At 70.1% G+C, this 13,050-nt stretch carries 17 protein-coding genes; 11 read left to right on the forward strand and 6 right to left on the reverse strand.

Annotated features, from left to right (window positions below; genetic code table 11):
* Position 1 precedes the first annotated feature (1 nt).
* The 6 genes from H4687_RS29970 to H4687_RS29995 form a co-directional block, all read right to left on the reverse strand.
* On the reverse strand, positions 2-1,474 hold the full coding sequence (locus H4687_RS29970; protein ID WP_046918701.1) for an SCO6880 family protein: 1,473 nt from the start codon (positions 1,472-1,474) through the stop codon (positions 2-4).
* A gap of 85 nt (positions 1,475-1,559) precedes the next feature.
* On the reverse strand, positions 1,560-2,918 hold the full coding sequence (locus tag H4687_RS29975) for an SCO6881 family protein (RefSeq protein ID WP_050399596.1): 1,359 nt from the start codon (positions 2,916-2,918) through the stop codon (positions 1,560-1,562).
* Positions 2,919-2,958: 40 nt separating this feature from the next.
* Positions 2,959-3,642, reverse strand: a complete 684-nt coding sequence (locus H4687_RS29980) for a hypothetical protein (RefSeq protein WP_046918729.1) — start codon at positions 3,640-3,642, stop codon at positions 2,959-2,961.
* Positions 3,642-3,950 (reverse strand): DUF6112 family protein, encoded by a 309-nt coding sequence (locus tag H4687_RS29985; RefSeq protein WP_046918730.1) that lies wholly within the window; start codon positions 3,948-3,950, stop codon positions 3,642-3,644. Before H4687_RS29985 ends, H4687_RS29980 begins: the two co-directional genes overlap by 1 nt.
* A gap of 255 nt (positions 3,951-4,205) precedes the next feature.
* Positions 4,206-4,526 carry a hypothetical protein gene (locus H4687_RS29990; RefSeq protein WP_046918743.1) on the reverse strand — a complete coding sequence of 107 codons (321 nt, stop codon included), beginning with the start codon at positions 4,524-4,526 and terminating at the stop codon, positions 4,206-4,208.
* A gap of 243 nt (positions 4,527-4,769) precedes the next feature.
* Positions 4,770-5,870 carry a C40 family peptidase gene (locus H4687_RS29995; protein WP_192781736.1) on the reverse strand — a complete coding sequence of 367 codons (1,101 nt, stop codon included), beginning with the start codon at positions 5,868-5,870 and terminating at the stop codon, positions 4,770-4,772.
* A 535-nt stretch (positions 5,871-6,405) separates the two neighbouring features.
* On the opposite strand from H4687_RS29995, the gene H4687_RS30000 reads away from it, so the two are divergent.
* The 11 genes from H4687_RS30000 (at position 6,406) to H4687_RS30050 (ending at position 13,044) form a co-directional block, all read left to right on the forward strand.
* A complete protein-coding gene (locus H4687_RS30000) occupies positions 6,406-7,161 on the forward strand; it encodes a DNA-methyltransferase (protein WP_046918732.1) in 756 nt (251 codons plus the stop codon).
* 169 nt (positions 7,162-7,330) lie between these two features.
* Complete coding sequence (locus H4687_RS30005) at positions 7,331-7,978, forward strand: DUF4913 domain-containing protein (protein WP_402270346.1); 648 nt, start codon at positions 7,331-7,333, stop codon at positions 7,976-7,978.
* On the forward strand, positions 7,975-8,463 hold the full coding sequence (locus H4687_RS30010) for a type II toxin-antitoxin system RelE family toxin (RefSeq protein WP_046918734.1): 489 nt from the start codon (positions 7,975-7,977) through the stop codon (positions 8,461-8,463). The genes H4687_RS30005 and H4687_RS30010 overlap by 4 nt, the downstream gene beginning before the upstream one ends.
* Positions 8,460-9,053, forward strand: a complete 594-nt coding sequence (locus H4687_RS30015; RefSeq protein ID WP_046918735.1) for a hypothetical protein — start codon at positions 8,460-8,462, stop codon at positions 9,051-9,053. Before H4687_RS30010 ends, H4687_RS30015 begins: the two co-directional genes overlap by 4 nt.
* Positions 9,054-9,211: 158 nt before the next feature.
* On the forward strand, positions 9,212-9,538 hold the full coding sequence (locus tag H4687_RS30020) for a GNAT family N-acetyltransferase (RefSeq protein ID WP_233443786.1): 327 nt from the start codon (positions 9,212-9,214) through the stop codon (positions 9,536-9,538).
* Between the two features lie 30 nt (positions 9,539-9,568).
* The gene (locus H4687_RS30025; protein ID WP_046918736.1) at positions 9,569-10,267 is read left to right on the forward strand and encodes a hypothetical protein; all 699 of its coding nucleotides are present in this window, start codon (positions 9,569-9,571) and stop codon (positions 10,265-10,267) included.
* Positions 10,268-10,326: 59 nt separating this feature from the next.
* Positions 10,327-11,046, forward strand: coding sequence for a hypothetical protein (locus H4687_RS30030; protein ID WP_046918737.1), 720 nt, complete (start codon positions 10,327-10,329; stop codon positions 11,044-11,046).
* Positions 11,047-11,240: 194 nt separating this feature from the next.
* Positions 11,241-11,585, forward strand: a complete 345-nt coding sequence (locus H4687_RS30035) for an SH3 domain-containing protein (protein WP_046918738.1) — start codon at positions 11,241-11,243, stop codon at positions 11,583-11,585.
* A 110-nt stretch (positions 11,586-11,695) separates the two neighbouring features.
* A complete protein-coding gene (locus H4687_RS30040; protein ID WP_078907624.1) occupies positions 11,696-12,169 on the forward strand; it encodes a hypothetical protein in 474 nt (157 codons plus the stop codon).
* Positions 12,166-12,609: a hypothetical protein gene (locus tag H4687_RS30045; RefSeq protein ID WP_046918739.1), complete on the forward strand. Its 444-nt coding sequence runs from the start codon at positions 12,166-12,168 to the stop codon at positions 12,607-12,609. The genes H4687_RS30040 and H4687_RS30045 overlap by 4 nt, the downstream gene beginning before the upstream one ends.
* 9 nt (positions 12,610-12,618) lie before the next feature.
* Positions 12,619-13,044, forward strand: coding sequence for a hypothetical protein (locus H4687_RS30050; RefSeq protein WP_050399597.1), 426 nt, complete (start codon positions 12,619-12,621; stop codon positions 13,042-13,044).
* Positions 13,045-13,050: the final 6 nt, after the last annotated feature.

The raw sequence follows: 13,050 nt of genomic DNA on the forward strand, positions 1-13,050 counted from the left end.
ACTACAGGGCGGTACGGGCGAGCGGCAGGGCGGCAAGGGCGAAGGCGTCGGGCTGCTGGTAGTACAGCCGTCGCAGGTCGACCTGGGCGGTGACGGCGGCGGTCTCGATCTGCGCGCACGCGGCGTCGAGGGCGGCGTCGGACTCGGCGCTGACGGTGAGCAGGCCGGTCAGGGCGACGTCGGCGTGGCCGGCGATCAGTTGGCGCTCGCGGACCTTGACGTCCGCGTACTCGACGGAGTCGGCCTCGGAGTCCACTTGTCCGCGGCGGGCGCGTTCGTTGGCGTCGGCGATGATGGCGGCCTTCTTGCGCTGGACGTCGCGTAGCGCGGACTCGAGCCCCTGCGGCGCGTATATAAGGGAGAGGCTGCGGCGGACCCCGGCGGTGAACATGAGCCCGTGCAGGAACCCGGCATGGGTTTCGGTGCGGGGCCAGTTCTCGATCCAGTAGGTGGCGTGGCGGGCACTGTCGGTGCCGAGGCGGTCGTACTCCTCGACCTGGACGACCGGCCCGGCCGCATCGGGGTCAGCCTCGGCCCGTCCGTTCGGCGACCATTGCTGGAGGGCGGAGAGGGCGTGGGGATCGTAGGCGGTGCGGATGACTGCGGCGATCTCCCGTGCACCCAGCCAGCCGGTCACCATCAGTCCCGCGCTGCGGGCGGCGAGGGCGATCGCCGAGGTGGTCTGCTCCAGGACCGTGAACGCGCCGGGCAGCCCGCCACCGGCCTGGCTGATGAGGCGCTTGGCGGCCTTGAGGTCCAACGAGATGGCGAGGTATGCCTCGTGCGGGGCGGCGGCCGGGCCGGCGGAGGCGACTAGCTCGGAGTACACCTGCCCGGCTACGGGGGTGCCGCGCTGGCCGTGCTTCGCCCAGTGGCGGGCGAGGGTGTCGCCGGAGTCGGGGACGGTGCGTTCCAGGACCTGCACGGTGGCGACGTGTCCGCTGCGGGCGATGCCGGCCAGGGCCCTGCCCCAGCCCGCCACGTTCGAGTTCTGGGTGACGGGATCGAGCAGGGCGTATGCGCGGCTGCTGACCCGGGCGATGGCGGTGAGCCGTTGGTGGTGCGGGTCGTGGACGGCGGCAGCCTGGTTGGCGGAGTCGCCGGGAGTGACGACCTTCAGCGAGGCGGCGGTGCCGGGCAGGTGCAGCACGCCGTCCTGGCGGGGCCGGGAGACCGGCCGGGCCAGCCACAATGTCTGGCCGGTGCGACGGCGGTGGGCGTAGCGGGCGACGACCGGAGCCCAGTCGATCAGCGACCTGCCGTTGCGGCGGATGGTGACGAGGGCGGCGACGCTCGCCCAGAGCGGGGTCAGCGCGATTGCGCCGAGCAGTCCGGTGGTCACCACCGTGATGAGCAGGAGGGCCAACGCGCCGGATACGAGGAGGAGTTGGGGGAGGGAGAGACCGAGGAGGATGCCGCGCCGGGAGCGGTGCGGGAATTTGACCGTGATCGGGGAGACGGAGAGTTCAGACAAGGGCCGGTTCCGGGGAGCGCGGGGCGGGGCCGGGACGGCACAGTCGCACGGGGAATGCGGGGTGCCGTCCCGGCGCGGGGCAGGGTCAGAGGCCGGTGAGCGGGGGCGGCGGATTGCCGGCCGAACTGGCGGAGTTCGGGGCCGGTGGGGTGCCCTGCGGCGGCGGGGTGAAGGCATCGGACGCGGGCGAGGACATGAATCCGCTGCCGTGACTGGTGGATCCGGCACTCGACCCACCTGGTCTGTGGGCGCCGCCGAGGTGGCCGCTGGTGTCGTCGCGCGGGCTGGTCGGCGGGGGCTGTACCGCCTTGTCCGGACCGCTCTTGATCGCTCCGCTCTCGGACGACTCGGTTCCGGAGCCGCCGCCTTGCTTGCCGGTGTCCGGCGTGGGGGTGGCGGCGATGTCGCCCGGGAAGCCGCCCGGCACCGCGTCCGGGCCCTGGGGTGCGGCGCCCGCTCCAGCAGCGGCACCGCCGGTCCCTGCGGTCGCGACCGCGGCGGCGGCTTTACGCCCGGCGCGTTCGGCGTGCTGGCGGGCCATCTGCGCGCCGGCGCCGCCGGAGCGGTGCAGCGTCTCGGCGTCCGATCCCTCGGAGGCCGCCCAGTGCACGAACTTGAACGTCGCGTACGGGCACAACAACACCAACGCCAGGATGACGATGCCGGCCATCACGTCGGCCAGAGCGGCGACGCCGTCCTTCGCCTCGGTCTTGCCCATGGCCGCGATCCCGAGCACGAAGATCACAGTCATCAGCAGCTTGCTGACCACGAGGGTGGCGGTGGCTTCGATCCAGCCCTTGCGCCAGCGCCGGGCGACCTCCCAGCCGCCACCGGCTCCGGCGAAGACGGCGAGGGTAACCATGACGAGGATGCCGACCTTGCGGACCATCATCACGCACCAGTAGAGGAAGGCGCCGATCGCTGCGCCAATGCCGACGAAGACCGTGACCAGCCAGCCCAGGCCGGAAAGGGAGGCGATCTGGCCGACCTTGACGATGCGCCGCACCGCGGTGGCGACGTCGAGGTTGGCGGCTTTGAACAGCCCGTCGCTCAACGCATCGACGACTTCGATGGCGACAGTGGTGAAGGCGATCGCGGTGAAGGCGAACAGCACGCCGGTGGCGGTGCCGGTGAACGCCTGGGTGAGGGCCTGGCCGTCGCGTCGGATCGCCGCGCGCACGAGCTGGGCGCAGAACGTGGCGACGAGGACGACCAAGCCGATCGGCAGGATCATCTCGTAGTTGTCGCGGAACCACCCGGCATTCAAATCGACCTTGGTGGTGGTGTTGACGGCCTCGGCAGCCAAGTCGGCAGCAGCGGCGGCGAGTTCGCCCGCCGATTTGGCCATCCAGTTGCCGATCGCTGCGCCAGGGTCGGAGGCGAAGTCGACCGCGTCGCCGACCGCGCACAGTTTGTCCGCGAGGGGGAGGTCGCAGAAGCCCAAGGGGAGTCACCCCTCCTTTCTTCAGTGGGCTCGGGGCGTGTCAGGGCACGACGCGGGGAGCGATGGAGACCAGGGAGCAGTCGGAGTTCGGGCGGCACTGCACTGCGAGGGTGATCGAGCGGTCCTCGGAGCCGGCTCCGCCCTTCTTCCAGGCGATCTGCTGTTTGCCGGTGACGGTGACGGCGTAGATGTACGCCTCGGTGATCGCCGACGGATCGTCCGCCAGGGCCTGCTTGAACGCGGACGGGTAGTGGGCCTCGTCCACGATGGCGGTGGCGTACTGGTCCTGATCGGCCATCCGCGACCACAACACCGGATCCGGCACCTGCGCGGTGAGAGAGGACCAGTCGGCGTATTTCGTCTCCGACGTCAGCCACGCCTTCATCCCGGCGAGCTGCTGATCACGGCTGGTGGTGCGCGTGTCATACGACCACAACATCGCCGCGGCGGCCTGGGCGAAGGCGACCGGATCGGCCACCGCCGGAGGCTTCGCCACCGCACCGGCCCCGGCCGACGCCGTGGGACCGGCGGACGCGGAGGCGGTGCTGCTCCGCTCGGACGGAGTGGCGTTCTGGCTGTCACTGGTTCCGGTGCGGCCGGTGAGCAGGGCGACGATGGCGGCGAGGGCTAGCAGGACGGCGAGGCCGATCGCGCTGACGGTGATGCGTTGCCGGGACGACCAACCGATGCCGTAGCCGGACAGGGAGGGGAATCGTTTCGGCATCAGTGGACTTGCGACCCCAGGGCGGAGAAGAACGCGACCACGCCATTGGCGGCGCCGAGGCCGAGAGCGGCGCCGGCCGAAACGACCGCGCCCTTCTTGCCGTTGGCCTCGGCCTGGTGGCCACCGGTGTGATGGCCCCAGGCCCACACGCCGAGGGAGACGGCGAGCGCGCCGACCACGGCGACGATCGCGAACAGATTGATGCTGTTGACCACGTTCTTCAGGACGGCGAGGCCGGGCAGGCCACCGCCCTTTGGGGAGATGCCGGGGTCGTAGGCCAGGTACTGCACGGTGTCGAGCAGGTGCAAAGGGAGGCTCCTTGCGCGCGCCGAAGCCGACGCGTGGGAATCAATGAAGAGAAGAGGGGGAGGTGCGAGGCGGCGGCCTCGGGGAGGCGGGCCGGCAGCCGTGCGAGGTCCGGCCGAGCCGGTCGACGCATGCGAAGCGTCGTGGCGCGCGCGAGGGCACGGCGCTCGTGCCGAGGCTGGGAAGAAGCCGCAACTTGGGCCGGTGCCGCTTCGACGGCGCTACGACTCAACCGTTGATCCGGCTGTCGGGGCGCCCTACTTCGGGATCGGCGGGGTGGGCGCGCCGTTGCTGGCGTACGGGTTGGCGCACTGGTAGATCACGTAGCCGCGGATCTTCTTGCCGTCGGACTTACGGGTCACCGTGCCCCGGGTGAACCAGGTCTTCTGGCTGGCCTTGTAGACCCACTGGTCGTAGGCGATCTTGTCGTGCCGGTAGGCGACGCCCAGCGCCGTGGCGGTCTTGGACGGGGACTTGCGTACCTTGACCGCGCTGCACGAGATCGTCGTGTGGCCGGTGTCATACGCCTGCGCCGTGGCGGCGGTGGCCAGGCCGCAGGCTGCGACGGCCAGTCCCATCGAGGCGGCCGCAAGGGTGCGCCGGACGCGGTGGTGAGGTATCACTCAGATGCTCCGTGGTGTCGAGAGAGAGGGGGGAGAAGTGGGCAGGTGTCGTCCTGCCGATGAGCCGTCTGCGGGGGAGTAAGGAAGCGGCCCAGGGGGGTTGGGGGCGGCGATCCGGCTCAGGTGCCGTGCGCGGCTGTTCCCGCGCTGAACTGGTGATGCAGGCGGCAGGTGGGGTCTCTGCGCCCCGACTGGGGGTCAGATGACGCGGCGGGCGGCGAGGATGTCCCAGTCCGCCAGGGGGGTTATTCGAACTGGTTTTCCAGTCCGGGGTGCCTCGATCGCGAGTCCCGATCCCATGTAGAGGCCAACGTGTTCGGGGCGGGCGGCGCTGCCGCGGGAGAAGATCAGATCACCGGGCTTGAGCGCCTTGGAGGAGACGGCCTTGCCCTCGTTGATCTGGGTGTACGTGGTGCGGGTGAGCTGGATTCCGGCGTGCGCGTACGCCTGCTGGGTCAGCGAGCTGCAGTCGCAGCGACCCATCGGATCCGGGCCGTGCGGCGCCGTGCAGGTACCGCCCCACTGGTACATCGTGTCGAGTTGCTGCATCGCCCACGCGATCGCCTTGCGCGCCTTCGGATCAGCGTCCTTGGGGATCGAGTAGCCCTTCGGCACCGAACCTTCGGGGATGGTGCCGTAGCCGGAGCCGTCCTCGGTCCCCATGCAGGACGCGGTACTGGGGGTGCTGTCCGTGTCCGTGCCGGAGGCGTCGGGGAAGGTGGCGACGATTGCCTTCTGAAAGGCGGTCGCCAGGTCCTCCCAGTCGGCGTAGGCGTCCGCGTAGGCGGATCGCTGGACCTTCTGCGCGGCCTGGGTGACGGTCAGTTGCTGCCAGCCGGAAACCGCCAACAAGCGCGTGTAGAACTGGGTGGAGGCGTAGACAGGGTCGCGGATCTTCTCGGCGGTGCCCCAGCCCTGGCTCGGCCGCTGCTGGAACAGGCCCAACGAGTCGCGGTCGCCGGAGTTCAGGTTGCGCAGCCGCGATTCCTGCATCGCGGTGGCGAGCGCGATGACCTGGCCCTTCTTCGGCACGTGAAGGCTGATCCCGGTGGCCACGATGGTCTGGGCGTTGGGGACCTGCTCCTCAGGCAGGGTCAGGCCCTCGACGTGGACAGTCTTGGCGGACGCGCCGTTGAGGATCTTGGTGACCTGTTCGACGACGGCGTCGGTATCGACGTCGCCCACGCAACTGAAGGTGGTCTGGGCGGCCTCGCTGGAGGAGGCCATCAGCATGGCCGTGCCAGCGAGGAGGAGAGGGGAGAGGACGAAGACGCCGATGCCAGCGGCTACGCCCTTCAATCGGCGATGCCTCCCGAGCGGCAATCACGGTCCGGGGGCCGGTGTTCGGGCAGGGGAGCGTAGGGAGCTGTCACAAGGGGGTCCTTCGAAGGCAAGGTCCCGGCCGCGCGGCTGCAGAGGTGGAAAGGGCGCTGCGGCACGGGGTTTGAGTGAGTCGGGGCGTGTCTCGCGAGCGTTGAATTCAGCTCACGAGGCGCGTGAGTGTCAGGTCACGTGTACCGGGGCACGGGGAGTCTCCATGAGGGCACGGGCAGGGGATTGCGCCATCGGCGGTGTTCGCCGGGCAGTTCCAAAACAGTAAGGGCGGATCCCCGGTTGCCGAAATCGCGGGTGATCAAGCCCTGATTTCCGGGGCTGGGAGGCTGCGATGCGTCTCAACCGGGGATCGTGCCTTACAGTTTTGGCTCCTCCCTCGCCACCCCACTTTCGTAGGTCAGCGGTGCCGTCATGCCCGCATTCGGCCTGCCCGGGGTTACGTGCGTGAGCCGGAGGTATTCACCCTCATCTCACCCGACCCGAAAATTGGGGCACCTCTTTGCCTTTTTCCCTGCACCAGGGCGACGCGCTCAACGCCCTCGCTGAACTGCCGGATGGCTGCGTCGACTCCGTCATCACCGACCCGCCATACAACTCCGGTGGCCGGACTGCGAAGGAACGCACGAGCCGCAGCGCCAAGCAGAAGTACACCTCCGCCGACGCCGGCCACAACCTGCCGGACTTCACCGGCGAGAACATGGATCAGCGCAGTTACGGGTTCTGGCTGACGCAGATCATGACCGAATCGCACCGGCTCACCCGTACTGGCGGCACCGCGCTCCTGTTCACCGACTGGCGTCAACTCCCCACCACGACGGACGCGATCCAGGCGGCCGGATGGCTGTGGCGTGGTGTGCTGGCCTGGCACAAGCCGCAGGCCAGGCCCCAGAAGGGCCGCTTCACCCAAAACTGCGAGTTCATCGTCTGGGCGTCCAAGGGCGCCATCGACGCCTCCCGCAACCCCGTCTACTTGCCGGGCCTCTACAGCGCCTCGCAGCCGTCGGGCAAGAACCGGCAGCACATCACGCAGAAGCCAGTCGAGGTGATGCGCGAGCTCGTCAAGATCTGCCCCGAGCAGGGCACGGTGCTCGACTTCTGCGCCGGTTCCGGCTCGACCGGTGTGGCGGCTCTTCTGGAAGGCCGTGACTTCATTGGCGTCGAGAAGACCGAGCACTACGCGGCGATCGCCGCCGACCGGCTGACTGAGACCCTGCAACAGACCCTGAAGCAGGACGATTTCGTCCTGTCCTCCTGACCCGAGTCGACGGCTGGCCACGGCCGGAATTCCGCATGCCCGGATTCCCCTCCGGCGCCGCATGCAGGCGTTATAACACTGGATCCCCGGTTGGCGAAACCGGGAATCGTCCGGATGGTTGGAGCCGCCATCCCAGCCCATGGGAAGCGGCTTCAAGGAGGACCCTTTCGTGCCTGAATCCATAAACCCCAACGACAACGGGGAAATGGAACCGGTCCGGCTGCCGGACACGGATCTGGAAAGCATCGAGGCCAGCGTACGCAAGCTGCTCAAGCAGTCGGCGGAGCAGGCGAAGCAGCTCGACAGCCTGTCCACCGAGCCCGGACCGCGCGCGTTCGACGGCTTCGGCATGCCGGGATTCGCCGGCCTGCCGCTGCCGCCTGCCCCACCAGAGCCTCGCCCGATCCTGGAACTGGACGGTGAGGAGTACGAGGACGAACTCGACAGCCTCTCCGACTGGGTGGACGACTTCCTCATGCCCGTCTACGGCGCGGAGGTCACCACCGCCGCGCCGTGGTGCGCGCAGTGGCAGGAACACGACGGTGTCGTCGCCTGGCTCCATGCCCTATGGCTGGCCTATCAGCAGCACAAGGACCCCGAGGCAGGATTGTCGGGCCTGTTCGTCTGGCACCGGGACTTCCTCACCCACGCCATGGCCACCGTCCGGGCCCCAGGCGGGCCGCTGTCCGCATGCATGACCGACCCGGATCGTCACGCCCACCGCCTGCTGCCCGGCCCCAAACCCTCCACACGGGCGGCGAGTTCCCGGACCGACGGATCGGAGAGGGTCGGCGAGCCGGGCCAGGCCGCAGCATGAGCGGCCCCGAACCCCGGCCGGCCTTCGGCCTGTCCTTCGACCCCCGCGCGCTGACCGACCTGCTCCAGGCCCCCGCCGACATCCGCGACCTGGCCCTCGACCAGCTCCAGAAGGTCGTCAACGCCCAACTGTTCGGCGGCAAGCTGACCGAGGAACTGACCGGGTACCGCAAGCTCTACGTCGATCACCGCAACGCCTGGCGCATCGTCTACGCCCAGCGCCCGGCCCCGCCTGGCGCGTCCCACCGCACCGAGATCCACGTCGTCGCCGTACGCCCCCGCGCCCGGCACGACGTGTATGAGACCGCCCGGGCCCGTCTCGGCATCACCCGCCGCCCGACCGGCGCCCGCACCCACGCCGCCCGCGCCCGCTCCCCGCAACTGGACGCCCAACGGCCGCCGATCCCCAAGCCGGGCCCGTCCCCGTACACGATGCCCGGCCTCCCCCAACCCGCATCCACCATCCCGAAGGGCCCCACCCGTTGACCCGTCTCCCCTTCATCCTCGACCGCGTCAGCGACGTGCTCGCCGTCGAGCCGCCGAAGGCCAACCAGCATCACCTGCTCATCCTAGACATCGCCGAGATGTGCCACGACCTTGACGAGCAGTTCGACGCCCTCGTCGGTGACCACGCCGACGGTGTCCTGGCCATCGCAGAGCCCAAGCGGTTCACCCGTCTCCTCGCCGAGCGGCTCTCCCTCGAAGTCCAGCTGACCCAGGCGGTGTCCCAGTCCTGCTGCTGCGCCACCGAGACCGCCAGCACCGACAACCCGGAGGACAACGCGGAGGGCGAGCCGGGCGGGCCGGGCCGGCCAGAAACCATCGTGCACGCCTGCCTCGACGCCTTCGCCGCCGCCGGAGACCCGCCCGCGCTGCTGGCAGCCGACATCGTCGACCACCTGCGCGCGCTGCCCGGCAGTGCCGAAGGACCCAACCCTTACGTCCACCTCACCCAGGGCCACCTCGGCCGTCTCCTGGCCATGCACACCGTCCACCCCTGCTCGCTGTCGGACGGCCGGGGCAAGGGGTACCGGCGCAGTGCCCTGACGATCGCGCTGTACGGCTACCCCTGCTGAGCCACCCGACGCTCTCCACGATCCGCCGAGGGAGCGAGGCGGACTGGCATTTCATCGACGCCTTCCACCGGGGCTGCTGTCCGGAGAGCCTGCTGCGCCGCTGGGGCCGGAGCAGGATCACCCGGCGCGATATTTCCCGGCTGCTGGCCCACAGCACGATCTGGATCGGTCTGGACGCCGACGGCGCTCCGCTCGGGATCGTCTCGGCCGGGTTCGTCAGTCGGGAAGCGGGTGTCGTCGATCTCGGACTACAGGTCGCCGACGCCCATCAGCGCCGCGGCATCGGCACCCTGCTGGCCCGGCACGCCGCCGACCACGCCCGACGCCGCGGCGCCCACACGCTGACCGCGTACCTCCACGCCGCCAACACGCCGATGCTGCGCCTCCTCGATCGCCTCGGCCCGGCCGCGCACACGCGTCACGGCACGTACCTGGACGTCCGCATCCTCCTCGGCGAGAGGCCCACCACAGGACGGCGGCCCTGATCGCCTCCTCCAGACGAAACCACCCCACCCATGCCCTCTCATCCCGCACGCGCGTCCGCGAAGCAGGCGCTCACGCAGTTCGATCTCCGGATCGAGGCAGCGATCGGCCACAGCATCGATCAGCTGTGGCAGCACCGCGGCCGTAACCTCCTCGACGAGCCGCGCACCTGCCTGGCCGACGCCCACCGTGCTCTGGTCCAGGCCGAACAGGCCGTCACGTTCTACCGGGTTCAGCTCCGGCGGTTGGCCTCCGACGAGTTCGCCGTCGACCAGGCGCTGTTCACGCGGATCAACCGCACCGTTGCCGCGCTCAAGGAGGCTGCGGCGACCCGCGACCAGCGCGAGACCCAGGTCAAGGCGGCGCTGGAATCCGTCGAAGCCGCCACCCGCACGCGCGGAGCAGGTGGCGGGCCGGAGCTTCCGGCACCGGACCAGGCAGCCCTGCTGGCGATCGCCCAGGGCGCCAAACTGCGCGAACACCTTCTCACCCAGCGCCTGTCGGTCGTGACCGCCTCCGGTGTCCGTATCGCCTACAGCCACCTCCAGCGGTTCGAGGCAGCCGGTCTCGTCGTGCGCGACGAGGCCCATCCGTTGCACGCCGGGCAGCCAGTCACCCTCACCGATGCCGGCCGCGCCCTCCTGGCCTCACGCCGCGTGCCCGCCCCGCCGGCCGCGCCGCCGGTGCAGCGGGCCGGAGCCTGGCCGGCCTCCTCCGCGCCGCGCCGCTGACATCTCCGGCGCGGCGCGAGGACAGCCGATTCTTCCCCCTGATCGACCCGAAAGCACCTATGCCCTCACACCCCCCGGACTTCCGCCTCGGCGGCTACCAGGCCGTCAACGACCGCGTTGACGACCAGTTCTGGCAGCACATCGGCATCGAGGAGGACCAGCTCACCGTCCTGGCCGAGCACCACACCAGCGACGGCCGGAGCAGCTTCTTCGTCCTGCACAACGGGGCCGTCACCTGGGGGATCCCGGGTGAACCCCAACTCGTCGCCCTTTACCTCCAGCGCGACACCGTCGCGCGGACCTTCCGCTTCGACCATGCGGAACTGCCCCTGCCGGTGATGGCCCAGTCCTGGCTGATCGCCCGGGGTTACCCCGAGGAGAAGATCCTTCTGCCCGAGCGCCTGGGCGGGACACCCTCCGACGACGCCACCCGGGCCCTGGAGGCGCGGCTGCGCGGCGACGGCGACCACTTCGCCCTGCTGACCAGCTACACCCGGGACGACGAGCCCTTCCAGACCACGGTGCTGCTGCGGGCGCTGGACGAGCGGGTGCCCCTGCCGTTCCGTGTGCTGCTGGAAGAAGTCGACACCGACACCTGGACACGCACCCTGCGCGAAGGCGGCTTCGCCACCTTCGAGGCCGCGACGACGTGGTGGGAAGCGCACTGGAGCGGCGAGGACGTCCCGCTGCCCACCACGTCACCGACCACCCGCCACAGCACGCCGCCCGCGGCAGCGGCGAGCGCCGTGCCACCGTCGCCGCGTCGGCCCGGCCACTGAAACCCAAGAACTCAATTCCGTGCCGCCGGATTTCCGGACAGCTGCACCGATTCTGCTCCGGCGGTAGCGGAACATAGCACCCCATCCCCGGTTAGCGAAACCGGGGATTCTCTGGACTCTTTAGTCCAGCCCGCACGGCAACTGCCCGGGCTGCATTGCCATTTCCTCCCTCACTGACATGGAGCCCAATTCCCATGCGCTCAACTCGAATAGTCGTCTCCGCCGCTGTCCTCGGCGCCCTCGCTCTGCCGCTGGTCTCCGCAACGGCGGCGAGCGCCACGCCCGCCCAGGCCCCGGCATCCCTGGTCACCGCGTCGTGTACTGATCCGGGACCGTGGGTGATCGCCACCAAGGCCGTCACCATCCGCTCCAAGGCATCTGCCAAGTCCACCGCGGTCGGAATCCTCTACAAGGGCCACAAGTTCACCGTCCACAAGACCAGCGGAAAGTGGCGCTACATCACCGACAAGACCACCGGCGTCAAGGGCTGGGTGTCCGCCAAGTACGTCTACCGCACTGTCGGCATGTGCCTGGACTAATCCGCCCACCGGAGCGTCGAAGTCGATTCTGAACCGCCGTTACCCGCAGCGCGGTTGGGCCGCGAGTGTCCGGCCCTATTTCCCCGAATGTGACGGAAAGGAGTTTTGCTGTGCCTGACGCCGACGAGGTGATGGGCGTCCTCACCGAGCAGGTCGAAACCCGCTTCCAGATGCCGATCGCCGAGCTACGCCGTGCCGTGGCCGCCGCCCCGCAGGCCCACCCGGAGGCAACCACGATCGTGCGCTGGCACGGGATGCTCACCGAGGCCCAGCAAGTGCTGGAGAGGGCCGAGGACGCCCTCGCCGAAGCCCTCGCCCAGCACGTGGACGCTGTGCCCGACGGTGAGTTCGTCGAGCTGCCCGAGCACGTCATGTACCTCGCGGACATGGTGAACAGCGCCCACACCGTACGGCAGGGGCGGGCCATGACGGTGCGTCACCTCCTCGATCCCCAGGCGATCGGAAACCGGTCGGGGGTGTGGCGCGGCCCATCCCCCTTGGTCCGCCGGGGACCGGCTTTGCCTACCGGCTCGCCGTCCCTTCCTGCCACCGGGCAGGCACCCGCGCGCAGGGTGGCCCGGTGAACGTGGTCGAGAAGGCCTCCAGCCAGGACGGCCTGCTGGAGGAGGTGTTCGGGGCCCCGGTGCGGGATCTGTACGCGCAGGCGATGGGCCCCGGTGCGTCCGCGGCCCTGGTGCGCGCGCTGGAACTGCGCAGCTTCCTGGTCGTGGCCGAGGAGCAGGTGGCCCGGGTGCGGGACCGGGTCCATGAGGCCACCGCCGCGGACCGAGACATGAGCGAGCTGTCCGCCGACGACCTGCGCTTCGACGCGCAGTGGATGGAGGCGGCGCTGGCCGGCCGTGCCGGCTACGTCGCTGCCCTCGGTCGGCTGTTGCGCGCGATGCCCCCGCCCGGCCCGGCTGCGCGCCGCGCCGAACGACTCACCCAGCCGACGATCACCACCAGCCTTCCGCCCGCCCCGGCAGACACCTGTGCCGGGGCGGTGCGCAAGGCCCCATCGTGAAAGCCCCGTTTGCCCCCGTCCCCCATTACCGCCCAGTCGATTGCCGAGCGCATCGAGACCCTGTACGCCCAGCCGCTGGCCGACCTTGAAGTCTTCGCTCACGGCCGTCCCGACCCCAGCATGCTCGCCGCCCTGCTCAGCGGCCTGGCCGAGCTGCGGCTGGCCGAGCGCAACATCGCCTTCCAGGTGCAGCGGCTGCGTGAACTCACCGACCCGGAGCGTGAGATCGGCCGCTTCAGCGCCGGCCACATTCTCGACTGCGCTCGCCGGATCGTCGAGTGCCTCGCCACCCGCGACGCCCACGCGAAGACCCTGAGCGGCGTCCTGGCCAGCCTCCACCGCGTCCCCGCCCCGGACGTGCGGCCCGAGTCCGCGCCAGCCACCTCCGCCGCACCGGTTCCCGCTCCTGCGCGTGCCGTCGCCCGTACCCGCTGACCTTTC

Origin of the sequence: Streptomyces stelliscabiei (genome assembly GCF_014873495.1) — a bacterium.
Classification (GTDB): domain Bacteria; phylum Actinomycetota; class Actinomycetes; order Streptomycetales; family Streptomycetaceae; genus Streptomyces; species Streptomyces bottropensis.

Coding starts and splice junctions, on each gene's coding strand:
- H4687_RS29980 (WP_046918729.1), bottom strand. CDS start 3,642: ATGCCGAAACGATTCCCCTCCCTGTCCGGCTACGGCATCGGTTGGTCG.
- H4687_RS29990 (WP_046918743.1), bottom strand. CDS start 4,526: ATGGGACTGGCCGTCGCAGCCTGCGGCCTGGCCACCGCCGCCACGGCG.
- H4687_RS30010 (WP_046918734.1), top strand. CDS start 7,975: ATGAGCGGCCCCGAACCCCGGCCGGCCTTCGGCCTGTCCTTCGACCCC.
- H4687_RS30025 (WP_046918736.1), top strand. CDS start 9,569: ATGCCCTCTCATCCCGCACGCGCGTCCGCGAAGCAGGCGCTCACGCAG.
- H4687_RS30030 (WP_046918737.1), top strand. CDS start 10,327: ATGCCCTCACACCCCCCGGACTTCCGCCTCGGCGGCTACCAGGCCGTC.
- H4687_RS30035 (WP_046918738.1), top strand. CDS start 11,241: ATGCGCTCAACTCGAATAGTCGTCTCCGCCGCTGTCCTCGGCGCCCTC.